This window comes from Sulfitobacter guttiformis (genome assembly GCF_003610455.1).
GTDB classification, from domain to species: Bacteria; Pseudomonadota; Alphaproteobacteria; order Rhodobacterales; family Rhodobacteraceae; genus Sulfitobacter; species Sulfitobacter guttiformis.
In genome coordinates, this window is sequence record NZ_RAQK01000001.1 from 663,106 (window position 1) to 687,802 (window position 24,697).

Below are 24,697 nucleotides of genomic sequence, written 5' to 3' on the forward strand. Positions count from 1 at the left end.
ACTTATCGCACCAAGGTCGCCATTGACCCACATCAGGTCGCAACCAAGCCACCCGACGCTGCAACGCAGCATAAACAGGCGACATCCCGCCCAAAGCGCCAAGATTTCTGCCCTATTTTTGCCATAATTAACCAACTGTTAGCTATAATTTCTGCCATGCAGAAAACGCATATCAGCAGTGCGCTGGCGACGCCTTGCAGGATCTTCTCATTGTGCCTAATTGATCAGCATATCGTTGAAGAAATCAACATAACCCTTCAGAAAAGGACGGCTCCAATGGCTGCTTTTGACACTACCCGCACCACCTATGGCGTTGCATCATTTGCATCACGCACCTGCGCTTTTGTTGCCGATCTGGCCATGCAGGTTCAGGCATGGAACGACGCACGCGTTACCAGAAATGCACTGTCTAATCTGACAGACCGCGAACTGGCCGATATCGGTCTTGTACGTGGCGAGATTGACAGCATTGCAAACAGCAACATGATCCGCTGATCGCCTTTCGAGGCGCATCAACCAAAAGACATAAAAGGCCGCGTCAGGGTTTCCCTACGCGGCCTTAATATTTGCGCGGAACAAATTTGCGCAAATGCCCTTCATGACCGCCCCTCCCCCCGGAGGGCCTGCCATGAAGGTAATGATATCAGCGGAACAATGGCCCGATCTGATCTGCAAGGAACTGTGTCACAGGGTCGATCCCCAGAACACGCGCGCCCATCGCCTCAACGACAGTTCCATTTTCGAGAAGTGCCAGACGTTCGCTGTAGGATTCAGGTCCGTTGGCCGACAACATCAGCGCTTTGAAACAGAAAAAACCGAGAACCATAAGGAGCGCGCCCTTGAGCGGAAAATGCCGACCGCGCCGCTTTGCCTTCACCACCACCACACCGTTATTATCGATGCGGGTTACAAAGGCATTTTTACCGCGGCGCGCAGATTTCTTTGCGTGACTATTAACGCGGCTGTTAAAATCTTGTTTCGTGTAAACCATAGCAGTGGTCTCTCTCAGCAACAGCCCCCACCGTTGTTGAATAAATTTTTAGCCAATGATTGTGGCAAAAGTTGGGCAAATAAGGCGCATTGGCCTCAAATGGGGTTTAACTTAGGTCATTTTCCGGAGTGTTATCGTCGTCCAGTCACCAATACTCTCTCGATGATGAAGATTGATGCCAGACTGTGCATAAACGCCAATCACCTCATCCGCCTGCTCGTTCAAAATACCGGACAGAATCGCATAAGCGCCCTTCTGCATTACCCCCGCCATATCAGGCGCGAGTGCGATCAGCGGTCCTTTGAGAATATTGGCGAACACCAGATCGAAGGGCGCAGCCGCTGCCAGTGCTGGATGATCGAATCCTGCCGCTTCGACACAGTCGACCCGACCCTCCAGACCGTTTGCCACCACATTTGCCCGCGCGACATCCACCGCAACTTCGTCAATATCAGACGCCAGCACAGGATCCGCCCAGATCCGCGCAGCACCCATCGCCAGCACTGCTGTTCCACATCCGATATCGACAACGCGCTGGCCCACAAACCCGTCCAGCGCCAGACGGTCCAGCGCCTTGAGGCATCCCAAGGTTGTCCCGTGGTGCCCGGTCCCAAACGCCATCGCAGCCTCGATCAACAGGGGCTGACAATCATCTGGGACTTTATCGGCATCATGCGACCCATAGACAAAAAACCGTCCTGCCTCGACAGGGGCCAACTCACGCCGCACATGGGCGACCCAATCGGTTTCCGGCAGTTCCGAGACGTTAAAACTCTTCGCGCCGAATGCCGCTGCCAGAACGGCCAACGCGGTCATGTCCGGCGCCTCCTCGAAATAGCCCCCGACCTCCCACAGGCCCGATCCGTCTTCCATTTCAAAAACACCAACACCTGTAGGCTCCGGCGTTAGGTCCTCCATCGCCTCGCCCAAGGCATAGGCAGGCGCGCGCCCCGTGAGTGTCGTGAGTGCGGTGAATGTCGGCATCTATCGGCTCCTGTGTCAGTCTGTTTTCCGGTACGGTGCGGGCGCTGCGGGGTCAAGCGCTGCCGCGCCAGCCGCCGCTTGCCCCTTTGGAAAGGTTGACCCCAATCGGGCAAAGCAGCCAGACAAACGAGCCCCCCCCCCCATGCACAGGCGTCTAACACGCGACACGCCGTCAGAGAATGCAAACCGGCGCGCAGTGTGCCACTTACTCCGCTGCCCTGAGCCGGCGCGCCACAAAGACTGTCTCGTTTCCGGCCTCGGGATGGCGCGGGATCATCGTGGCCAGCCCGAATGAAACCGCAGCCATTCCCGCAGCCAGCAAAAACACTGCCGCAGGCGACGCAAGCCATAGAAGCCCCAAGGTTACCGGCAAAAACACAGCTGCAATATGATTGATCGTAAACGCGACCGCCGCTGTAGGCGCCATATCTCCCGGCGCGCCGATCTTCTGGAAATAGGTCTTGAGCGCAAGCGACAGACCGAAAAACATGTGATCCAGCACGTAAAGGACGGCCGCGACCTCGAACCCCAGATCAAACCAGTAAACCGCCCCATAAGACAGGAAGACGCACACCAGCCCCGTATACTCGAACATCAGTGCGTTTCTCTCGCCGAACCGACCCACGATTCTGCCCAGCATGGGTGCGATCACCATATTGATCACAAGATTGACCAGATATAGCCCTGCAACCTCGTGCACCGCGAAGCCGAATTTTTCAACCATCATGAAACCGGCAAAAACCATGAATATCTGCCGCCGTGCACCGGACATGAATTGCAATGCATAATAAAGCCAGTAGCGGCGGCGCAGAACCAGCTTTTTGATCTGCGGATGCGGGCTCTCGTATTGCGGGTAGGCAAGCAGCGCAAACACTGCCACTGCCATGGTGATGCCGCCGCCGATCATGAACACACTATTATAAGTAAGGCCCAAGGGCTCCCATAAAACCATAATCACGAAATACACACAAAAGGTAGCCGCCGAGCCGGTCGCCATGAGCCATCCCAAAATTTGTGGCGCTTTGTCCTTGGGTAGCCATTGCAACTGCAGCGACTGATTCACCGTCTCGTAATAGTGAAATCCGACAGAACTCAGGAACGTCAGTATCATAATACCCGTGAGTTGTGGATACCACGCCGTGATTGCCGTCGCTGCCCCCAGTAAAATGAGCGAGACAAGCCCAAGAACCTGCTCGCGCACGATGATGATGACAAAAATCACCAAAAACGACAGAAATCCGGGTATCTCGCGGATTGTATGCAAAAGCCCGATATCGGCCCCGTCAAAATCGGCCACTTCCTTCACAAAATTGTTCAAAAGCGCGTACCATGTGAAAAATGCGATCGGCATTGCCAGCGCCATCACAAAAAGCAACGCGATAGGCCGCCTCCACAGAGGCTGGTTGCGACCATCATCCAAGGTAAGAAATTCAATCATAAAAAATCCATACGCCCGCACCATGCCAAAGGCTACGGTAATTTGCGCACACGCACTTCGGTCGCGGACATCATTCGGCGCAACCGTGATTTTGGTGCCCGATGGCGTGCAGGTCATGCCCGCTCACCTTTTTCACAGCAAGCTTACGATCCTGACTGCGCATTGCGCGCAGCTATCAATAGAAACTTTGAGGATCGATATCGACGGCGAGCCTCAGATCCCCCTTTAGCTTGATCTGACTGATCCAGATACTCAAAGCGCGCTGCAACGCCACATTCTTGCTGGCCTTGACCAACAGCCGTACGCGGTGCCGCCCCCGCACCCGTGCAATTGGCGCAGGCGCAGGCCCGTAAACCTGTGCACCAACATCCCGCAAGGCTTTGTCGTTACGCGCCAGCTGGTTGCCTGCATCAAACACAGCTGCCACATCCGGCCCGCTCAGGATGATTCCCGCCAAACGGCCGTAAGGCGGCATACCCGCCTGCTCCCGCTCTTTGGCCTCTGCCTTCCAGAATCCCTCCTCGTCACCCGCGAGAATAGAGCGGATCACCGGATGATCAGGCTGATAGGTTTGCAAAAGCGCTGTACCCGGTGCCTCTGCGCGCCCCGCACGTCCCGCAACTTGCCGCATTAACTGGAATGTCCGCTCTGCTGCACGCAGATCACTACCCGTAAGACCCAGATCCGCATCAATGACCCCCACCAGCGTTAGCTTGGGAAAGTTGTGCCCCTTCGCAACCAGTTGCGTGCCGATAATAATATCTGCTGACCCTTGGGCAATTCCCGCGATCTCTTCTTTGAGGGCGCGCGCGGAGCCGTACATATCCGAACTGAGTGTGGCAATCCGTGCGTCGGGCCAAAGCGCATGCGCCTCCTCGCCCAACCGCTCCACACCCGGACCGATGGGCGCCATTTTATCTTCGGCCTCACAGCTGGGACAAGCCGTGGGCATCGGCTTGCTCTCGCCGCATTGATGGCAAATCAGCCGCTTGAGAAACCGGTGCTCGACCATGCGCGCGTCACAGTCATCGCAACCGATCTGGTGCCCGCACGCACGGCACAGCGTAACGGGGGCATAGCCACGGCGATTGATAAACAGCATCGCCTGCTCGCCCCGCTCCAGCCGCGCATCGACCTCTTTTTTGAGAGAGGGCGAAACCCAGCGATCCGATGGAAGGCCCTCGGATCGCATGTCGATGGTCCCCATCGTGGGCATTACCGCAGGGCCAAAGCGTGAAGTAAGCTCGAGCTTGGTGTATTTGCCCGCCTGCGCATTTGCCCAACTCTCGAGGCTGGGCGTGGCCGAGGCCAGCACGACGTGCGCTCCGCAAATTGACGCCCGCAGCACCGCCATATCGCGGGCGTTATACAAAACGCCTTCTTCTTGCTTGTAGGAGGTATCATGCTCTTCGTCGACGACGATCAGCCCTAGATTCTGGAACGGCAGGAACAAGGCGGAGCGCGCGCCGATTACCAATTGCGCATTCCCCTCGCCCACCATACGCCAGATGCGCCGCCGCTCGGTCATGGTCGCACCCGAGTGCCATTCAGCAGGCTTTGCCCCGAAGCGTGCCTCGACGCGGGTATAAAACTCTGCCGTCAACGCGATCTCAGGCAGGAGCACCAGCGCTTGACGCCCCGCACGCAGCGCCGCTGCAACCGCCTCGAGGTAAACTTCTGTTTTGCCCGATCCCGTCACTCCGCGCAGCAAGGTCGTGCCATAGTCGCCAGAGGTAACTCCGACGGCCAGAACTGCAGCGGCTGCCGCCTGATCCTCCGTGAGCGCCTTACTCGGTAATTCGGGGTCAAGCCGCACAAACGGCATGTAGCGCGGGCTTTCTTCCTCGCGCACGACCCCTTGCTTGACCAAGCCCTTGATCACAGACGAGGTTACCGCCGCCATCTCACCCAACTCCCGCAGGGTGAATGCCAGATCACCGTATTCCGCCAGCGTCTCCAATACCTTGGTTCGGGCCGCAGTCACACGGTCAGGCTCTCCCTCGCCGCGCCGGTAGATCTTTTGCATCGACGGCGGATCACCAAGGCCTGGCGCACGGGTCGTCAGGCGCAGCATCGCACTGAGCGGCGTCAGCGTGTAGGCGGCGGATTTCTCAAGGAATGAAAACATTTCTTCTCGCATGGGCACCGCGTCGAGCACGCGGATGATGGCGCGTACTTTGCTGTAGTCATAATCACCCTTTCCGGCACCCCAGACCACCCCGATGACCTTGCGGGGGCCCAACGGAACCTCGACATAAGCGCCCCGAAAACACCCACCCTCGGGGGCGCGGTAATCCAGCGCGCGATCAAGCGGTTGTGTTGTCAGCACTGATACCAGCGTGCCGGCCTCAAAGAACATTTGTTCGGACAAACGGAGTTTCCTTGCAGCTTTGGGTGGGTTGAGGGCTATCACCATCGCAGATCATGCGCTAAAGCAAAGGCCAGATAACCACCACCGCAGAATTGCCGACCGCGTGGCCCGGCAGATAGGATACAGACATGAAGTTTTTTGTAGATACCGCCGAAATTAAAGACATCGCAGAACTGAACGATCTGGGTATGGTCGACGGGGTCACAACCAACCCCTCGCTGATCCTGAAATCGGGACGCGACATTATAGAAGTCACAAAAGAAATCTGTAGCATCGTTTCCGGCCCCGTTTCTGCCGAAGTGGTCGCCATGGAAGCCGATGCAATGATCGCCGAAGGACGCAAACTGGCCGAGATTGCCGAGAATATCGCCGTAAAACTGCCCCTGACATGGGACGGCCTGAAAGCGTGCAAAGTGCTGTCGGACGAAGGCAAGATGGTCAATGTAACCCTGTGCTTCTCCGCCAATCAGGCATTGCTGGCAGCAAAAGCAGGGGCCACGTTCATCTCGCCGTTTATCGGGCGTCTGGACGACATCGACCTCGACGGTATGGACCTGATCGAAGACATTCGCACAATCTATGATAATTACGGGTTCGAAACGCAAATCCTCGCGGCCTCGATCCGCACGGTGGGCCATGTGCGTGAATGTGCGCTGGTAGGTGCCGATGTGATGACAGCACCACCGGAAGTGATCCGCAAACTGGCCACCCATCCCCTCACCGACAAAGGGCTGGAACAGTTTATGAAGGATTGGGCAAAAACGGGTCAAAAAATCCTCTAGGCAGAAGATAGCGGGGGGGGGTTGATATGCTTCTCCCCGCCCCTTGGCAAATTTACTACGTTTCAGCGTATTAACCTTAAAAAGAGCAGAAAAATAAATTCTGCCATGCTATTGAGAGTGGCAAACAGGATGAGAGCAGCATGAGTAGCAGCCCAAGAATAGAAGATGCAGTCCGCGAGACGATTATTTCACAGCCGGACGTGATTTTGGATGACAGTGATGTCATGCAGGCGCTGATTGCGGCTAATGAAAAGGCGATGGGCGGCAATATCGTCGATCTGCGCGGAATCGCGATGGAGCGGCTGGAGACGCGGCTGGACCGCCTTGAAGACACCCACCGCAGCGTGATCGCCGCCGCCTATGAAAACCTCGCAGGGACCAACCAGATCCACCGCGCCATACTGCGGATGCTTGACCCGCACGAATTTGAAGCCTTCCTGCGCAATCTGGGCGGTGAAGTCGCCGAGATTTTGCGGGTGGATACTGTCAAACTGGTTTTGGAATCCGTGCAAAATGACAATGACCCTGCAGTGCAGCGCCTCGGCGATGTCCTGAGCGTGGCAGAGCCCGGCTTTATCGACCGTTTCCTGACGCAAGAGCGCGGTGGCACGGTGCGTCAGGTGACATTGCGCTCCGTCCAGAATGCGTCAGAACAGATCTATGGTCCCAACGCCGAATGGATCCGCTCCGAGGCTTGTCTCAAACTTGATTTCGGCGCGGGGCGCCTTCCCGGAATGTTGGTCATGGGGGCAGAAGACCCGCATATGTTCGGACCGCAGCAAGGCACCGATTTACTAGGCTTCTTCACCGGTGTGTTCGAGCGGTCGATGCGCCGCTGGCTGTCTTGAGCACGCCGCACGATACACTTGCCATATCTCCCGCAGCGCGGGACGCCCTTCAAACATGGCTTGATCAACAGCGCGCCCTGAAAGGTGCCGCCGAAAACACCGTGACTGCCTATCGCGGGGATGTGACCGAGTTTTTGGCATTTATGAGCGTGCATCACGGCGGCACCGAAGGGCTCGGCGCACTTGCTAAGATAACAGTGAGCGATATGCGGGCATGGATGGCGCGCACGCGATCAGAAGATGTAGGACCGCGCAGCCTCGCGCGCAAACTCTCCGCCGTTAAAGCGTTCTACCGCTGGCTGGCCGAGCGTGAAGGATTTGAGCCAACCGCTGTTCTGTCGACACGCTCGCCCAAGTTCACTAAAAAGCTGCCCCGACCCCTTGCCGTTGATGCCGCCCGCGAGCTGATCGACTGCGTCGAGATGCAGGCACGACAGCCTTGGGTGGCGCTGCGCGATGTTGCTGTCCTTACCCTTTTGTGGGGCTGTGGCCTTCGAATATCGGAGGCCCTTGGCCTGACGGGGGCTGATGCTCCGCTTCCACAGGTTTTGCGCATCACCGGCAAGGGCGGCAAGGAGCGTGTCGTGCCCGTTCTGCCCGCTGCACGCGATGCTGTTGAAGCCTATCTGGGTGCCTGCCCTTTCGCGGCGCAGTCTAACGGCCCGCTGTTTCGTGGCGTACGTGGCGGTGCGCTATCTCCGGGTGCAATTCAGAAGGTGATGGCATCTGCGCGGATGCAGCTCGGACTGCCCGCCAGTGCGACCCCCCATGCCATGCGCCACAGTTTCGCAACCCACCTTCTGGACGCAGGCGGCGATTTACGTGCCATTCAGGAATTGCTTGGCCATGCATCGCTCTCGACGACGCAGGCCTATACCGCCGTAGACACCCTGCGCCTGATGGAAGTCTACAACCGCGCGCACCCGCGTGCGTGACCGTTTTTTATTTGCACCCAAGTCCGTGATTTGCGAGACAAGCCTATGACACTCAGACAAAAAGCCCTCGCCGTTCATTTGCTCACCGGGACCGGTGCCGTATTCGCCATGCTCGCGATGCTGGCCGCAGTCAGATCCGAGTATGATCTGATGTTTCTGTGGCTGGTTGTGGCGTTTTTTGTTGATGGCATCGACGGACCATTGGCGCGTAGATATGATGTGAAAACGAACGCGCCTGAGTTTGATGGCGTACTGCTGGATCTCATCATCGACTATCTCACCTATGTGTTCATCCCCGCTTTTGCCCTGTTTCAATCGGGCCGCATGGACGGGTGGAGCGGATGGCTGATGCTGATCATCGTAACCTTCGCAAGTGCCATGTATTTTGCAGATACACGTATGAAGACCAAAGATAATTCGTTCTCCGGCTTTCCCGGTTGCTGGAACATGCTGGTGCTGGTGATCTTTGCCCTCAACATTCCGTGGTACATCAGCCTTGTGCTGGTGACATTCCTTGCAATCACAATGTTTGTACCGCTGAAATTTGTACATCCCGTGCGCACGGACCGTTGGCGCAACGTGACCTTGCCAATGGCGCTTGCATGGACCTTTTTTGCAGGTTGGGCCGCGTTGGTTAATTTTCACCCCGAAAGCTGGGCGGCGTGGGGGTTGGTTGTGACTTCAATCTATCTGCTGTTCGCGGGCATTGCGCAGCAAATTCTCTATGATGGCCGCAACCTCTAGCGAAGGCTAGATCAGGAAACCACCAGCACCCTCATGACGCAGCAGCGCGACCTTTGTCTCGACGCCGCCTGCCCCAGAGAAACCCGTCAGCCCTTTTGCCCCCATCACGCGATGGCACGGTATAATGATCGGAACAGGATTACCGCCGCAGGCCTGCCCCACCGCCTGCGCAGGAACGCCGAGGCGTTTGCCAATGTCACCATAAGTGCAGGTTTCGCCAAAGGGGATTTCGGACATCGCCGCACAAACAGCCCGCTGGAAATCCGTGCCAGCAATCCGGAGCGGCAGATCAAATTTTTGCAGCGCCCCTGCTGCATAGGCCAGTAATTGGCGGCGCCCCTCCTCCAGCAGATCAGTCATGTCATTGTCAGCATTACGCCCCCACCTGAGTGCAGTAATATAGCTGTCCTCCTCGACAAGGATCAGATCACCGAATGTGCTGGGGATGGTGCATGTTTTCATGCTGTTATAATGGGCGCTAAGTCTTGCACACTCAATCCGGATGATGCGGAACAGAAACGAGGGGCGGACAAAGCCCGCCCCCTTTTATCATTCAGATTGCCGCATCACAGCGGCCACACACCGCTTCATGGCTGTGCGTACCCACATCGGGCAGCACTTTCCAACAGCGTGCACATTTCTCGCCCTCTGCCTTGGCAAAGGTAACGCCAACACCGGCAATGTCCGCATTTTTGAACGCACCCTCGGGTGCATCGCCCTGCACGATCATGATCTGGCTGGTGATGCACAGATCTGCAAAGGTGTCGGGATCAGTAATCACAGCTGCAAGTTCTGTACTGAGATATACGGTGGGCGCCGCTTCGAGGGAGGAGCCGATGACTTTGGCCGTCCGCTGTTCCTCCAGCGCTCCCGTTACCACACGCCGCACCGCACGCACGGTTTCGGCGCGTTTGGCCAGCACATCATCACGCCAGTCAGCGGGCGTTTCGGGGAAATCCTCCAGATGAACCGAAGTCTCAGCGCCATGCCGCTCGAGCCATACTTCTTCCATTGTGAACGGCAAAATCGGTGCCAGCCACGTTGTTAGGCGGGCATAGAGATGATCAAGCACGGTAAGCGCGGCCAAACGGCGCGTCGTGTCGCCATCGCAATAGAGCGCGTCCTTGCGGATATCAAAGTAAAAAGACGACAGATCAAGCGTCGCAAAGTCGAAGATCGCCCGGAACACACCCTGAAAATCAAACCGTGCGTAGCCCTCACGCACAACCCCGTCGAGCACCGCCAGCTTGTGCAGCATTAACTGCTCCAGCTCCGGCATGTCGTCGCGGGTCACCGCGCGGGACGGGTCGAAATCAGGCAGCGACCCCAGCATATAGCGCATCGTGTTGCGCAAACGGCGATAGCTGTCGGCAGTGCCTTTGAGGATTTCATCCCCGATCCGCTGGTCGTTGGTATAGTCGGTCTGCGCAACCCAAAGGCGCAGAATATCGGCACCATATTGGTCGATGATCTTTTGCGGAACGATGGTGTTACCGATGGATTTGGACATCTTCATGCCTTTGGCATCCAGCGTAAAGCCGTGCGTGACCACGTTGCGATAAGGCGCACGGCCCGTTGTTCCAACCGATTGCAACAGCGACGAATGGAACCAGCCGCGATGCTGGTCGGTCCCTTCCATATAGACATCCGCGATGCCATCGTCAGAGCCGTCCTCACGGTCACGGAGGGTAAATGCATGGGTCGAGCCACTGTCAAACCAGACATCAAGAATATCCATGACCTGATTATAATCATCAGGGTTCACGATACCGCCAAGGAAGCGCTCCTTCGCGCCCTCCTCATACCATGCGTCTGCGCCCTCGGTCTCGAAGGCCTCGACGATTCGGGCGTTCACATCGACATTGCGCAGAAGGAAATCGGGATCAGTTGGCAGCTTACCCTTGAGTGTGAAGCACGTCAGTGGCACACCCCATGCGCGCTGGCGCGACAGCACCCAGTCGGGTCGTGCCTCCATCATCGCATGCAAGCGGTTGCGGCCTGATTTCGGCGTCCAGTTCACATTGTCGATCTCGGTCAGGGCGCGCTCGCGGATGGTTTTGCCGAACATGTCCTGCCCGTCGCCTACGGGACGGTCGATGGCTGCAAACCACTGCGGTGTATTGCGGTAGATCACGGGTGCTTTTGAGCGCCAACTGTGGGGATAGCTGTGCTTGATCTTGCCACGCGCCAGCAGGCCACCGACCTCCACAAGCTTGTCGATCACGGCGGCGTTTGCATTGCCCTCCTTGCCGTTGGGCTTGAGGATCGCCTTGCCGCCAAAGAACGGCAGATCATCGCGGTAGCGACCGTCAGGCATCACATTATAGGTGATAACCTGCTCCAGCATCCCCAGTTCACGGTAGAGGTCATATTCCTCAAGGCCGTGGGAAGGCGCGCAATGTACAAAGCCTGTGCCTTCGGTGTCGGTCACGAAGTCCGCCGCGCGGAAATCACGCAGGTCGTCCCATTCACCGTTACCACCCTCGGCACCGGCGAGCGGATGTTTGAGGCTGATGGCTTCCAGTTCTTCATTGGTCACATCACGAACACGGGTCCAGTTGCCCTCCTCCAGTCGCGCACGGCCCAGAACGTCCGCCGCCAGATTGTCGGCCAGCAGGTAGCGATCACCGACAGACGCCCAGCATTCGTCAGGCGTCTCGCTGATCTCATAAAGACCGTAGGAGATACCAGCGCCGTAAACGACAGCCTTGTTAGACGGCATCGTCCACGGTGTTGTTGTCCAGATCACAACCTGCGCGTTCTCCAGATCACCGCCCCCCACAACACGGAATTTCACCCAGACGGTAAAGCTTTCCTTGTCGTGGTACTCGACCTCCGCCTCGGCCAGTGCTGTCTGCTCTACGGGTGACCACATCACAGGCTTGGAGCCCTGATAGAGCGTGCCGGTCATAAGGAATTTCATGAATTCCTCCGCGATCACCCGCTCGGCGTGGAAATCCATTGTGAGGTACGGTTTTTCCCAGTTGCCAGTAATGCCAAGGCGCTTGAATTCCTCGCGCTGGATATCGACCCAGCCCGAGGCAAACTCGCGGCATTCGGCGCGGAATTCATTGATCGGCACCTGATCCTTGTCGCGACCCTTTTGGCGGTACTGCTCTTCGATCTTCCACTCGATCGGCAAACCGTGGCAATCCCAGCCGGGGATATAGCGGGCATCACGGCCCATCATCTGGTGGGAGCGCACGATCATATCCTTGATCGTCTTGTTCAGCGCATGGCCGATGTGCAAGTGTCCGTTCGCATAGGGTGGCCCATCATGCAGCGTGAATTGCTTGCGGCCGCCATCCTTTGCCTTTTCGCGCAGGCGGTCATAAATGCCCAGCTCCTCCCAGCGGGCGAGCCATTCGGGCTCGCGCTTGGGCAGGCCTGCACGCATCGGAAAATCGGTGCGAGGCAAGTTCAGTGTGGGTTTGTAATCAAGTTTTTCAGGTGTATCGGCGCACATGCGGAGCGTCCTTTTCAGATCGTCAAATTCTGGGAATATGGGGTCGGTGCGAGGGGCTCGAACACCTTTGCCCGGCAGCTCAGATGAGGCTGAGCGCCGGGGATGTAATTCGTCTTATGATCAGATGTGCTGTCATGTTGGAAAGGCTTATAGGCCCCCGCCCCCAAGGGGGCAAGCGCGTCTTGGTCTTATGCAGGCGGCAAGGGCGGCGGGTTGGTATACTCCGTCCGGTCACGATCCTTCGCCCAGCGGTTGAGCCACGCGAGCGCAGCCAGCGCCAAACCCAGCACCAAAAGCGAGAACACTCGCGTCAAACCGTCAAGATCGGTCACATCGATCAGGAAAACCTTTGCCACCGCCAGCCCGATCACCATCAGTCCCGCCTTGCGGATCACGCCCGAACGACGGGCGAGCGACTGATAGAACAGCACCGCACCAGCCATCAACAAAACGATGGTGTAGGTATATTGCTCCGGCTGGGAGATGCCATTTCCGAGGAACATAGCCGCGCCGCCCTGCCAGAAATGGCGGATCACAGCAAAGAACCAAAGCGCCAGCGTGGCACCTCCCACCGCAGCTATCGCTACGCGCAACTGCCCGTTAATGCGCGTCAGCCGCCATGCGCCCGCCATCAAGATCATGGCGGGTAGCAAATAGGCAGCGCCAAGGGTGTTCAACAGCTCCGGCCCAAAGACATTGTTTGCCATTCTCTGCGCCAACAACGGGTTGGCTACCGTCAGCGCACCGGTCAAGGCGCCCCCGCCAATCACAGAAAATCCCGCCGCCAACGCCCAGCGCGCTCTGTCCAGCAGTCCCAGCGTGCGTCCTTCGGTCCGCTGGACCTGCGCCAGCGCAAGCCCGAGCCAGACCGCAGCATTGAGGCCAAAACTCCAATGTGTGTCGTCGTAGGCATCGCCGACAGCGCTCCTGATCCAACGAAAAATTAAAATGCTGAGCGTCAAGCCAGCCGTAGACCACAGTGCAGAATCGAGCATGACTTTGGCATTGGCACGCGGCAAGGCGCGGATCAGCCACAGGGACGCGCCAAACGCCGCCAACGTGCCCACATAACCCAGCAGGACGTCCCCGATCGGAGCATCGTGCGCATAGCCAAGCCCCGGATCGACCACCAAACGGTAGCCCAGAGTCACAACGCCCGCAGCAATAAACCATGTCAGCGCCGGCAGGTTCCACGCGCGGTCGAGCGCTGCCGCCGCCACCACCGTCACAGCAAGTGCAACGGTCAGCGCGACCGAACTCAGGACGATCACAAAGGCAAATGCCATACAGGCCAGCGCCGACATGATGGCGAAACTCACGCGCAGACGGTCCTGACCGTCCTTACGCGCAAACCGTTCTGCGAAAAATGCCATAAGTGCAGCCAGTCCAGCAGCATGCAGCGCCCAGGGATAGCTGCCAATGACCGCTGCGGGCTGCCATGCCATTTCGAGCAAGATCGCCATCGCAGGTGCAAAGACTGCCGCAAATGCCGCCCAGATCGCAGCGAACGGGCCACCGCGCAGACTGCGCCAAAGGGCAGCCAAGGAGATCATTACCCCGAGGCCAACCAGTATTGTAACGACCCATGGAAACGCTGCATCCACGTTGTGGGTGTAGGTGTTTGTGAAGGTCATAAAGGTGACGCGGCGGTTCTCACCTTGCGCAAAGACCGACAGCAACAAAGTCAGCGGCGGTAGCAGTGCCGCATCCTGTAGTGCAGGCGCGCGATTAGACCATGAAATCAGCAGCACCCCAAGAAACGCCAACAATGCAACGCTCACCCAGATTTCAGGTGCCCCGGGTTTCCAACTGATAAGAAGAATCACACAACTTGCCGCGACAGACCCGAAGGCAAGCGAGGTTGGGAAAGCAGGCCACTGCACGCCGCGATCTCTTGCCCCGAATGTCATGCGCCCCAGCAGACCCAAAAGCACGGGCGGGCCCGCGTGATCGGGTGAAAAGCTGCGTGCGGGGATCAGAATGGCCAACAATGGCAGCGCCGCAAAATACAGTTGCCCTGTCCATGCAACGCTGCCGCCGCCGCCCAGCAAAACCGCAAACCCCATCAAATAGGCAAGCGCCAGCGTCAGCGCCGAAATCCAGCCCCACCGCCGCACAGTATCGACCCCAAGACCCAGCATGGCCACAACTGCAAAATAGCCGAACAACGGACTCGCGTCCTGACTCGAGCTGCCCAGAACCACGGGCGCGCCATATGCACCGATCACTCCGACCGCAACCAGCAGCGGCCCGTGCATCCAGCCCAGAACAACCGCGATCAGTGCTACAACCGCCATACCCGTCATCGCAGCACCGCCACCGATCAGATCATAGAGCATGCGCGCCGACAGAATCGCGCCGAAAAGCGTAACAATTCCCGCGCCGGAAAACACCGCCGGTAAATAGGCTGTCGCCGACTGTACTGTATCGCCGAACCGGCGGCGGATGAACTCTCCCAAGCCGATAAGTGCCATGCCGAATGCGAGCGCGGCAGCCACGCGGGCACGCGGCGGCAACAGGCCGTTCTCCATCCCGTATTGCACCAGAAATATCCCCGCCAGCGCAAGAGACGCGGCCGAAACAGCGTAGAACCAGTTCTCCTGCAACCATGGCCCGAGATCGGCCAGCGCTTTTGCCACCGGCGAGGGCGCGCGCGGCGCAGCATGAACAACCGGGGCCTCAACCTCTCGCGCAATTTCGGGAGGTCCGGTCCGCGCAGGCAAAGGTGGCACTCCAGGGCTTGTCGTCTCGACCGGTACGGGGTCTGCTTCCGGCAGTGGCACCGCCGTTGTAGTACCGCCGCGATCTTTGCGCAGTTGCTCAATCACATCACGCAAGACATTGATTTCAGCCTCGGCCATGGAAACCCTGCCGCGAAGGCCTGATTGCCCGATGACCAGCGCAATAACTGTTACCGGAATGGCGAGCAGGATAATCGCCGCAATTACTAAAAGACCGTCCATGGCGCTAACTCCGTATCGCAAACCCGAATTAAGGGGAACCTATCCTCACAGGCGGGCAGCTGACAGTAAGGAAAACCTTAACGCACGGTGTCCGAGCTGCCGGATTTGCCGAACAGTCCACCAAGGCTGGCGCTGATGATGCTGCGCACCTTGGGGCGGCGTCCGGAAGTGAATGGTAGCGGGCGACAAACCTCGATCGCAGCGACGCCCACACGCGCTGTAAGCGCACCATTGACCAGCCCCTCACCAAAGCGGCGGCTGAGCTTGCCCAGCAACGAGCCACCCAAAATAGGCTCCAGCATGTCATCGCCCACGGCTACCGCGCCTGTAGCCACCAGATGCGACAGCACCGCACGGGTAAGCCGCCAGCTGCCGAAAAAGCCCGACCGGCCGCCATAGATTTCCGCAATCCGCCGTATCATCCGAAGGTTGGAGGTGAGAGCAGCCGCAACATCGGCCAATGCCAGCGGGACAAGCGCGGTAACAGTTGCTACCTGCCGTGCCGCCGCCTCGACCTCGCGCTGTGCTGCCAGATCGAGGGGGGCAAGCACTTCACGCTCTGCGAGCCCCAACAGACCCGCGGCATCAAACTGGTCACCGCGCAGCTCCGCCAAACGCTCGCGACCCCACCTTGTGTCCTCACGCCCTTTGTAAAGGCTCACCAGACTGTCAGTAACATCACGCGCGGCAGCCAGATCATCATCGGCCAATGACCGGGTGGCGGAATGGCGCAATCCGTCAAGACGCCCCAAGCGACCAAACGCCGCCAACTCGCGCAGCGCCACCAGCGCTAGCACCAGCAAAAAAGCCCCCATCAGAACGCTCATCACCATTCCGACCAAGGGATAGCGTGCGGTCAGATCAGTAACAAAGCTCCACGCTGCCAGTGACACAAATGCGCCAACCAGAACCGCCGCCAACCCCCAAAACAGCCGCATCAGCCGCGAGGGTTTGCGCGCTGCAAGCCGCGCCGCGATCTGCATGGCCTGACCCTGAGGCGCGCCCTGAACCGCCAGATCATTTACCGGGGGTGCTTGGGAAACAGATGGGCGCGGGCCCGCATCTTTCTCCAAATCAAAAAGAACAGGACCTTTTGCCATCAGACTTCCTCCCGATACCACTCGAAGCGGATGTCGGGCAAATGCGCGTCATTGTCTGCGCCATCCGTGCGGGCGACCTCGATAAATCCGGCCTTACCGTAGAACCGCGTCGCACGGTCATTTGCCTGATAGCTCCATAATCCCAGCTTTTTAGCATTGCGCTGGGCATCCAGCATCAAGGTCCGGGCAACGCCTGTGCCCTGCAGATTTGGGCGCAGCGCCAACGCGTGGATTTCGGTGCCCTTGCGGGCAATAAAACCGGCAATCTCGTCATCCACAATCGCCATGCGCACCCAATTGGCCTCGATCATAATACCAATAAGTTTGATCTCTTCGGCGGATGTATAAAGGTCCGGCAACCACTCAAGTGTTGAATTGGCCGCTGCCAGAATATCGGCCAGCTTGCCCGCGTCCAGCGCGCGCGCAGGGCGTATCATTACGGGGGTCATAGCCGGTCTCCGATCAAAAACTCTGCCGCACGATCAATGCGGATGTGCGGCGGACCGTCTCCGGGCCGTAAATCCAGCGGCGCAGGCGCAAAACGCATGATCTGGTAATCCGCGTCAAGCCATTTTTCCGCCCCTGCCCGCGCAGGACTCAGCAAATGGGCAGGATCATCGGGCAGCGCACCCGGATAAAATGCCGCCTGCTTGCCTGTATCCAGAAGAGTGCCACGCACAACGTCCAAGGCAGCCCCCTCATGCATCATCGTGTCCTCGGTCGTGGCGCGCAGCGATGCGATGGCCAGTGCTTGGGTCTTTGCGCCGGCGAAACGCGCACGCTCGCGCGCATCACGGGTGAGCGCCTCCATTATGGCAGTCAACTGTGCGTGCTGACTGTGGTGCAAATGGTCGGCCTTGGTCGCGGCAAATAGGATCTTCTCGACCCGCTTGCCGCCCAGCAGTCCACCCAAAAAACTGTTTTTCCCAGGGCGGAATGCGCCCAAAGTCTCGCTCATGGCGGCGCGCAGATCCTCGACCGCTGGAGGGCCAGCGTTAATCGCGCCCAAGGCATCGACCAGTACTACCTGACGGTCGATGCGGGCAAAATGATCGCGGAAAAACGGTTTCACCACTTCGCGTTTATACGCCTCAAACCGACGCGCCATTTCGCGACGCAGGGATTTGCGCGCATCGCCACCGCCTGCAGGCAGCGGCGCAAAGGTGAGCACGGGTGAGCCCGCAAGATCGCCAGGTAGCAGGAAGCGCCCTGGTGTGCAGTCCGAAAAACCGTCGCTGCGCGCCTGCTGAAGATAGGCGGCAAAGCTCTGCGCAAGGGCTTTTGCCACCGGCTCTGCCAATTCAGCCTGCGGGTCAGTGCCTTGCACCATTGCCAGGTAGGCCGCCGCCTGGGTCCGAGGCGCAATGCGCGTCAGTGTTTGCGCGCTCCATGTATCATAGTCGACATCAAGAAGGCCCAGATCCAGCAGCCATTCACCGGGGTAATCAACAATATCCAGATGGATCGTACGTGGTCCTTGCAGGCCTGACAGCAGTCCCTTAGGGCGCACCCGCAAGCTCAAGCGCAGCTCAGAGACGGCGCGGGTGCTGTCAGGCCAACTGGGGGTTTTGGCAGTCAGAGCGGCCAGATGCGCCTCGTACTCGAAGCGCGGGATAGTATCATCGGGCTGCGGCTGCAAAAACGCCGCTTCGATCCTGCCCTCGCCCGCCGCAACAAGGCCCGGCATACGGCCACGATCCATGAGATTGGCCACAAGCGAAGTTATGAACACCGTCTTGCCCGACCGCGCAAGACCCGTGACCCCAAGCCGGATCACCGGTTCAAAAAAGGCTTCTGTAACTGTATCTTGTACAGCTTCGACCTGCCGCCAGATGCCGTCAGCGATTTGAGATAGTACCACGTGCGCCTCTGCCCTCTTTATTCACATCTACATAGGACCAAACCACGGGGATTGCCACAGGCTGGCCTCCGCGATAAAGCCCCTTTTATGCCCAGATATGCCCTTCAAGTTGAATATGACGGTGAACCGTTCCATGGCTGGCAACGCCAGAACGATTATCCTTCGGTAGCTGGCGCGATCGAGGATGCGCTGGCCAAGCTGGAAAAAGGGCCGCACAAGATCGCTGCAGCAGGGCGCACCGATAAAGGTGTGCATGCGCTGGGGCAGATTGCCCATTGCGACATGCTGCGCGACTGGACCCCGTTCCGTCTGTCTGAGGCGCTCAATTATCATCTCAAGCCGCATCCCGTGGCGATAGTGAATTGTGCCCGTGTGGGGGATGACTTTCATGCAAGGTTCGGTGCGCTGGAACGCCGTTATCTGTTCCGGATCCTACCGCGCCGCGCGCCGCTGACGCATCTGCGCGGCTTCGTTTGGCAAATCAAACAGCAGCTTGATATCGAAGCTATGCAGAGCGCTGCCAACGTTCTGGTGGGGAGGCATGATTTCACCACATTCCGCTCTACAATCTGCCAATCCGCCAGTCCGGTCAAAACCGTTGACAGGCTCGCGATTGCTCAGGTCGAGACAGATTATGGCACCGAGGTTCATTTTGACGTGCGCGCCCGCTCGTTTCTGCACAATCAGGTGCGCAGCTTTGTCGGCACGCTGGAGCGGGTCGGCTGTGGCTCCATGACCCCTGCTGATGTGCAAACAGCCCTTGATGCCCGCGACCGTGCGGCCTGTGGGCCAGTATGTCCGCCGCACGGCCTTTATCTGGCGCAGGTCACCTACCCAGAGCCGTTGTTCGATTAATCATTATCGTTGCTGACACCCGCACCAGCGCCTGACTGGCGCGATGCATCACTCTCGGCGACAAGCAGGGCGGCGGCAAATGCGCTCCAGCGTATATAGGTATCGTGTGACAAACTAATGCGCATGATGTTGCGACGAAGGGCAGGTTTGCCAACCTCCATGGTCAGGGTGCCATCCGCGTCAAGGCGCGCGCTACAGGGCATACTCTCGACATAGCTACGGGCCAATGAGGTGTCACCGCCCTCCATAATGCCACGTGCAATCCCTTTCACAGCCTGCTCTGCAATCTGCGCAATGCCCAAGGGGTAAGATAGGATTGGCCCATTGGGCAAAGCAGCGAGAGCTTCATCGAGGTCATCAACTGCTCTGCCCGTGACCAGATGCAGCACAGCAGCGCTGCCGAATTGGGCGGCCTGAGCAGGAGGCGCGCCACCACCACGGGCCGCTTTTGCCGCCAACACCATCACCTCGTTGGCGGAATGTGTCATGCGGCAAAAACCGGCAACCACCAGTCATCCGCGTCCTGCTCCAAATCCTCCGCCAAAGGTGCGCCCTGACACAGGGTGATGCGGGTCCAACGGTCGCATTTGGGGTCAAATTTTGACGCACCAAAAAACGACAGCTTGCAGCGCAGCATATCAATGGGCAGGCAGGTCTGTGCGATGAGATTATCGCGGATCTCGCCATAGGGGTAATGCGCGCTCAGCGTCACCCGCTGGACCGCCAGCGCATGATCGGGATGGCGGTTAAGATAGGTCGAAACCGGCTCGGCTTTCGAGGGCAGATCATCATATGCGGCCTTGACGCGCCGCCCGATATCCAAGGGAGTTTCCAGCGCAGCCCCCTCCTCCTCGAAACGCAGGCCCAAGCGTGGCTCCATCTTGGCCTGTGAGACGTACCAGAATTGGGTGCAGTTTTGGGGCGCGGCGTAATCTACCCCCAACGCCCAGTCGTAAAGGGCCTCTATCGCTGCCCGAAGGGTGTCTGTATCCCCCAGCGGCGGCGCAAACCCGCCAAAGGGATCAGCCATACATTCTGCCAAACCGTCGACCAGTTCGCCGAATGGCTCGATCAACAGCGCGGCCATCAACTCCTGCACATCTTCACTCAAGACCGCAACGTCCCGCATCACAGCATCCAACGGGCGCAGCCCACGCAATCGCTCCGGCAAGAGCAGCGCGGCGGCATGAGTCCAGTCACGGCGCAGCCTATCGATTCGCGACTGGTGCGCTGGATCAGGAACCTGCCATTGATACAGGTGCGCGCCTGCCCGCCGAGCCAGCGCCCCGATGCGGTGGATTTGCCTGGGCGTCAGCCCCTCGATGGCACGCACCCGCGCGAGCGCCGTCTCGCGCGCCAGCATCCAGTTATTCAAAAGGACAGGATGGTTCACCAGAAATGGCGCCATCCCGAGACCGGTAGAATTACCGATGCCCAAATACCGCCTCGTTGCACGATCAAGAGTGCTGCGCCCCGCATGCTCGGCCAACGCATGCGTAAAGTGCCGGATAAGCCAGACCGTAAGCATTTCGGCAGCGAAGGGCCCCTCAAGACCGGGACGCGTGTCATAGGCGGCACGGTCTGCAATGCCGAACTTTCCGTTGCCATACACAGCGGTCGTACGCATCAGGTATCCAACGCTGCGGATCATCGCCAAATCAGGCTGCCTCCCCGCGCGCAATTCCTCGACCACATGGGCAAACAGACGCACGGATTTATTGGCGCGGCTCAGGATCAGGTCACGCGGGCCAAAACGCCCCGCTTCTTGCAAGGGTGCATTGGTTTTGATGCGCGCGATGTCATCTGCGGCGGGCAGGCCGTCGAACAAGACATATGCCGTGTCCCATGCGGTAGCGATCACGCGGTCTGTACGCAGTTCTGCCGGCAGATCGGTAGAAATTGCCACCAGCGAATAGGTATACCCGCCCAACATCACACTGAACACAGCATGGCCAAAACCATCCGCACACATCACCCATTCGCGCTGGACAACGCAGGCGTTCTCCTGTGCTAACCTTCGCATCAGGCTGCGCAGGAACGACAGCCTTGTGGGAAACATCGCACCCATCCGTGACAGGCGCATCACCTGCGAAGGCGGCCGCAACGGCATCTGCGGTGGCGTTTCAAATATGTCTTTCATTTTTGGGGGCCAAAACTACTCTCGTAGAACCTGAGCCAGTTGCCCCCCATGATCCCGTCGATATCATCCGCCGAAAGGCTGGTTCCCTCAAGGCCAAGGCGGATATTGCCAAAGTCGCGGTTGTCACTGAACCAGTCGGGCATCTCGGGAAATCCTGAATCGCTGGCCGTGCCCTCACCGTAATCGATCACTTTTGACCAGCGACCCACCCGCATCCACTCCACTATGCTGTCGGGTTGATCCTGACACAGGTCGGTGCCGATGCCGAGATTTCGCGCGCCGTAGCGCCGCGAGGCTTTCTCGATCATCTGGCAAAAACTCGCGAGCGTGCAGGCAGGGCCAGCGGCCAGATGGTGCGGATAAACCGAAAAACCCAGCATCCCGCCGCTTTCGGTCAGCGCAGTCAGAACCGCGTCGGATTTGTTACGCAAAGCGTTGTGCCACCACGCGGGGTTTGCATGGGTTATGGCGATGGGGCGGGTCGAATGGGCGATAGCATCCTTTGTAGAGCGCTCTCCGGAGTGGGACATGTCCACAACTATCCCGACACGGTTCATCTCGGTGACGACTTGCCGCCCCATACGGGTAAGACCTGCATCATAATCCTCGTAACAGCCCGTCGCCAGCAAAGACTGGTTGTTATAGGTCAGCTGCATAAAGCGGATGCCAAGCTGATGGCAGATCTCCACAAGACCAATATCATCCTCGATCGGGCTGGGGTTCTGGAAGCCGAAAAAAATGGCGGTGCGTCCAGTTTTCTGGGCATCGCGGACACAGGCTGCTGTGGTGCCTTTGAAAATCAGATCAGGATGCATCTCGAACCAGCGGTTCCATTGCTCGAGGTTCAGGACCATCTCGCGGAAATTTTCGTGGTAAGCGATGGTCACATGTACCGCATCCACGCCACCATTGCGCATCTGCTCAAATATACGGGGTGAGAATTTTGCGTATTGGAGGTTGTCGATCAGAGGTGTTTTCATACCATCATTGATGGCGCACGACCCTGTACCGGTCCAGTAAAAACATCCACGAAGGGCATAAACCAGACAAACAAGGAAAGGCCCGATATCAGCAAACCGGACCTTTCCAAACTCGTTACAGCGATGAAACCATCAAACTCGTTAATCAGTGCAATGCATTATCAACACTCAACACGCTGATCCTGCATTTCACCGACAGTCACGAAGACCGCGCGCCAGAAGTTTCACCAAAAGGTTTCTTTTTTCGTAAAAAAATCTGCCCGCTAGAGCGCGACCATCGGCGCTGCCGCCAATACGGCTCCAGTCGGAGCACCGGTCGGCGATCCGCCAGTAGGTTCGTCCGAAATGGCGAGTGTGATCTCTGCAACACGTGCGCGAAGCGCCTCGGGTAAAACAACTCGTGCCCTCTCGGTCACAGGCAGGACGCCCAACGACACAGGCGCGGCATCAGGGACAATAGCCCAGAGTTCGAACACGCGCCCCGTCGCCTCTTCACCAGCGACCCGGCCAATCGAAATATCACCCCGCGCCGGATCAAATACCGCCAATACCTGAAGCGGAACCTCCTGCCCCGACAACTGGCTCGCATAGATCGTCTGATCGGCCTGCGGAACTTCGGGGCCTAGCTGCTGAATGCCCATGTATGCGACCAACGCAATCGCGGCAAAGCTTAGCCCTTTCCAGACCCAAAGTCGTTCTGACAGGGGCACTGGTGGACCAGCGAACATCTGCTTGAGCAGTTTCTTTTTGACCCGTCTGGGCGGCGCTACCGGATCAATACTGTCGGTCATCGCGACCAGCCGTTCCTGCCAACCCATTACCAATGCGGCAAAGGCAGGATCAACAGCTAACCGCGTAGTCGCATAGGCCAGCTCTTCACCTTCCAGCAGCTTCAATACCAGTTCGGCGGCTAAAAGGTCATCGCCATGAGGTGCCAATTCGTCAATCATGTCTACCCTATCACTCACGGCTCATGCACTCCCGCAGGGAGATCAGGCCACGGCGCAGCCACGTGCGCATAGTGTTGAGGGGCACATTAAATGCATCCGCCAAATCGGAATAGCTTTGACCGTCAAGATATGCACCGCGCACGGCGGCGCCGCGATCCTCTGCCAGTTCATCGAGGCAACCGACAAGGCGACGCGCCTCACCTGCCGCGATGGCGTTTTGTTCAGGTGTAGCTCCGGGCGCGGACAACTCGAGGCCCGGAGTGTCCACGTCAATGTGACCTTTGCGTGTGGCGCGAAGACGGTCGATGGCAGTGTTGCGGACGATGGTGATTAGCCACGTCATCGGGCTCAGTCCATTCGACTGATACCGTGATGCGTTATTCCAAATCTTTACAAAACTGTCTTGCATTGCGTCCTCTGCCGCGGCCCGATTGTTCAACACACGCAAGGCGACGCCAAATAGTTTCGCAGAAGTCGCATCATAGAGCGCAGAAAAGGCAGCACGATCGCTGAGCGCGACGCGACCGATCAAATTTTCAATGTCTTGCCGGTCCATAAAACGACCCAAATTACCACACCTTGCTACAATGGTGCATGCGCGCATAAAGTCAAATGGACAAGCCTCATCATTAAGGAATAAATCCCCGTGAGCATACCCGTGATCGAGTATTTTTACTCTGCGCATTCCGCCTATGCCTACCTTGGCGCGCCGACCCTCTACAAAATTGCCGCACACGCGAATGCGCGGGTCGTTCACCGCCCCTTTGACTTTTTGCCGGTTATACAAGCCTCCGGCGCGATGGGTTTCAAAGAACGTAGTGCGGCGCATATCGCTTATTTCTTCGGCCGCGAGCTCAAACGCTGGGGGCAATGGCGCGCGTTACCGATCATGGAGGCGCGGCCAACGTTTCACGATAACCCTCTGGCCCTCGCAAGCGGAGCGATCCTTGCCGCGCGCGATCCCGACAGGTTGAGCCTTGCTATTTTGCAGGCGCACTGGCGCGACGATGCAGATATTGCCGACCCGCAGATATTGCGCGCGATTGCAGCAGACTGTGACGAAGACGCCACCGCCGTTCTGGAGACCGCTGGCGCACCGCAGATTCAAATGCAATTTCGCGAAAATACCGCCGAGGCGGTTGCCCGCGGCATCTTTGGCTCGCCCACCTATTTTGTCGGGGGGGATATGTTTTACGGCCAGGATCGGCTCGAGATGGTCGAGCGTGCGCTTGCGACACCTTTCGCCCCATAAATCCGGCGATCACCTGAACGATAAAACGATCTGGGCA

22 protein-coding genes are annotated in these 24,697 nt (G+C 58.2%); 7 read left to right on the forward strand and 15 right to left on the reverse strand.

Annotated features, from left to right (window positions below):
• Nucleotides 1-276 precede the first annotated feature (276 nt).
• Nucleotides 277-495 carry a DUF1127 domain-containing protein gene (locus C8N30_RS03125; protein WP_025063039.1) on the forward strand — a complete coding sequence of 73 codons (219 nt, stop codon included), beginning with the start codon at nt 277-279 and terminating at the stop codon, nt 493-495.
• Nucleotides 496-643: 148 nt separating this feature from the next.
• Here the strand turns inward: C8N30_RS03125 and C8N30_RS03130 are convergent, their stop codons facing one another.
• The 4 genes from C8N30_RS03130 to C8N30_RS03145 all read right to left on the reverse strand — a co-directional run bounded on the left by C8N30_RS03130 (nt 644) and on the right by C8N30_RS03145 (nt 5,772).
• Entirely contained in the window at nt 644-991 is a 348-nt protein-coding gene (locus tag C8N30_RS03130; RefSeq protein ID WP_025063040.1) for a hypothetical protein, read from the reverse strand.
• Between the two features lie 111 nt (nt 992-1,102).
• On the reverse strand, nt 1,103-1,975 hold the full coding sequence (locus C8N30_RS03135; protein WP_025063041.1) for a 50S ribosomal protein L11 methyltransferase: 873 nt from the start codon (nt 1,973-1,975) through the stop codon (nt 1,103-1,105).
• A 205-nt stretch (nt 1,976-2,180) separates the two neighbouring features.
• The gene (locus C8N30_RS03140; protein ID WP_025063042.1) at nt 2,181-3,413 is read right to left on the reverse strand and encodes an MFS transporter; all 1,233 of its coding nucleotides are present in this window, start codon (nt 3,411-3,413) and stop codon (nt 2,181-2,183) included.
• Between the two features lie 175 nt (nt 3,414-3,588).
• Complete coding sequence (locus C8N30_RS03145) at nt 3,589-5,772, reverse strand: primosomal protein N' (protein ID WP_037967961.1); 2,184 nt, start codon at nt 5,770-5,772, stop codon at nt 3,589-3,591.
• Nucleotides 5,773-5,912: 140 nt separating this feature from the next.
• Between C8N30_RS03145 and fsa the strand changes: the two genes are divergently transcribed.
• From fsa to C8N30_RS03165, 4 genes are all read left to right on the forward strand, one after another.
• Nucleotides 5,913-6,566, forward strand: coding sequence for a fructose-6-phosphate aldolase (gene fsa, locus C8N30_RS03150; RefSeq protein WP_025063044.1), 654 nt, complete (start codon nt 5,913-5,915; stop codon nt 6,564-6,566).
• Between the two features lie 140 nt (nt 6,567-6,706).
• Nucleotides 6,707-7,414, forward strand: coding sequence for a DUF484 family protein (locus tag C8N30_RS03155; protein ID WP_025063045.1), 708 nt, complete (start codon nt 6,707-6,709; stop codon nt 7,412-7,414).
• Entirely contained in the window at nt 7,411-8,349 is a 939-nt protein-coding gene (locus C8N30_RS03160; protein ID WP_025063046.1) for a tyrosine recombinase XerC, read from the forward strand. The genes C8N30_RS03155 and C8N30_RS03160 overlap by 4 nt, the downstream gene beginning before the upstream one ends.
• A 45-nt stretch (nt 8,350-8,394) precedes the next feature.
• Nucleotides 8,395-9,093: a CDP-alcohol phosphatidyltransferase family protein gene (locus C8N30_RS03165; protein WP_025063047.1), complete on the forward strand. Its 699-nt coding sequence runs from the start codon at nt 8,395-8,397 to the stop codon at nt 9,091-9,093.
• A gap of 6 nt (nt 9,094-9,099) precedes the next feature.
• Here C8N30_RS03165 and C8N30_RS03170 read toward each other — a convergent pair whose 3' ends face one another.
• From C8N30_RS03170 to C8N30_RS03195, 6 genes are all read right to left on the reverse strand, one after another.
• Nucleotides 9,100-9,555 carry a methylated-DNA--[protein]-cysteine S-methyltransferase gene (locus C8N30_RS03170; protein WP_025063048.1) on the reverse strand — a complete coding sequence of 152 codons (456 nt, stop codon included), beginning with the start codon at nt 9,553-9,555 and terminating at the stop codon, nt 9,100-9,102.
• A 91-nt stretch (nt 9,556-9,646) separates the two neighbouring features.
• A complete protein-coding gene (ileS, locus tag C8N30_RS03175; RefSeq protein WP_025063049.1) occupies nt 9,647-12,559 on the reverse strand; it encodes an isoleucine--tRNA ligase in 2,913 nt (970 codons plus the stop codon).
• Nucleotides 12,560-12,747: 188 nt separating this feature from the next.
• Nucleotides 12,748-15,522 (reverse strand): DUF2339 domain-containing protein, encoded by a 2,775-nt coding sequence (locus tag C8N30_RS03180; RefSeq protein WP_025063050.1) that lies wholly within the window; start codon nt 15,520-15,522, stop codon nt 12,748-12,750.
• Between the two features lie 77 nt (nt 15,523-15,599).
• Nucleotides 15,600-16,622, reverse strand: coding sequence for a YcjF family protein (locus C8N30_RS03185; protein WP_025063051.1), 1,023 nt, complete (start codon nt 16,620-16,622; stop codon nt 15,600-15,602).
• Nucleotides 16,622-17,071: a GNAT family N-acetyltransferase gene (locus C8N30_RS03190; protein WP_025063052.1), complete on the reverse strand. Its 450-nt coding sequence runs from the start codon at nt 17,069-17,071 to the stop codon at nt 16,622-16,624. Before C8N30_RS03190 ends, C8N30_RS03185 begins: the two co-directional genes overlap by 1 nt.
• Complete coding sequence (locus C8N30_RS03195) at nt 17,068-18,483, reverse strand: YcjX family GTP-binding protein (protein WP_025063053.1); 1,416 nt, start codon at nt 18,481-18,483, stop codon at nt 17,068-17,070. The genes C8N30_RS03190 and C8N30_RS03195 overlap by 4 nt, the downstream gene beginning before the upstream one ends.
• Nucleotides 18,484-18,570: 87 nt before the next feature.
• On the opposite strand from C8N30_RS03195, the gene truA reads away from it, so the two are divergent.
• A complete protein-coding gene (gene truA / locus C8N30_RS03200; RefSeq protein ID WP_025063054.1) occupies nt 18,571-19,338 on the forward strand; it encodes a tRNA pseudouridine(38-40) synthase TruA in 768 nt (255 codons plus the stop codon).
• Here the strand turns inward: truA and C8N30_RS03205 are convergent.
• From C8N30_RS03205 to C8N30_RS03225, 5 genes are all read right to left on the reverse strand, one after another.
• The gene (locus C8N30_RS03205) at nt 19,335-19,826 is read right to left on the reverse strand and encodes a hypothetical protein (RefSeq protein ID WP_025063055.1); all 492 of its coding nucleotides are present in this window, start codon (nt 19,824-19,826) and stop codon (nt 19,335-19,337) included. The genes truA and C8N30_RS03205 overlap by 4 nt on opposite strands.
• Nucleotides 19,823-21,478 carry a hypothetical protein gene (locus C8N30_RS03210; protein ID WP_025063056.1) on the reverse strand — a complete coding sequence of 552 codons (1,656 nt, stop codon included), beginning with the start codon at nt 21,476-21,478 and terminating at the stop codon, nt 19,823-19,825. Before C8N30_RS03210 ends, C8N30_RS03205 begins: the two co-directional genes overlap by 4 nt.
• A complete protein-coding gene (locus C8N30_RS03215) occupies nt 21,475-22,458 on the reverse strand; it encodes a membrane dipeptidase (RefSeq protein WP_025063057.1) in 984 nt (327 codons plus the stop codon). Before C8N30_RS03215 ends, C8N30_RS03210 begins: the two co-directional genes overlap by 4 nt.
• A 263-nt stretch (nt 22,459-22,721) precedes the next feature.
• Nucleotides 22,722-23,426 (reverse strand): anti-sigma factor, encoded by a 705-nt coding sequence (locus tag C8N30_RS03220; RefSeq protein ID WP_232222831.1) that lies wholly within the window; start codon nt 23,424-23,426, stop codon nt 22,722-22,724.
• Entirely contained in the window at nt 23,419-23,964 is a 546-nt protein-coding gene (locus C8N30_RS03225; RefSeq protein ID WP_025063059.1) for a sigma-70 family RNA polymerase sigma factor, read from the reverse strand. Before C8N30_RS03225 ends, C8N30_RS03220 begins: the two co-directional genes overlap by 8 nt.
• Before the next feature lie 90 nt (nt 23,965-24,054).
• On the opposite strand from C8N30_RS03225, the gene C8N30_RS03230 reads away from it, so the two are divergent.
• Complete coding sequence (locus C8N30_RS03230; protein ID WP_051567208.1) at nt 24,055-24,660, forward strand: 2-hydroxychromene-2-carboxylate isomerase; 606 nt, start codon at nt 24,055-24,057, stop codon at nt 24,658-24,660.
• The last annotated feature ends 37 nt before the right edge of the window (nt 24,661-24,697 follow it).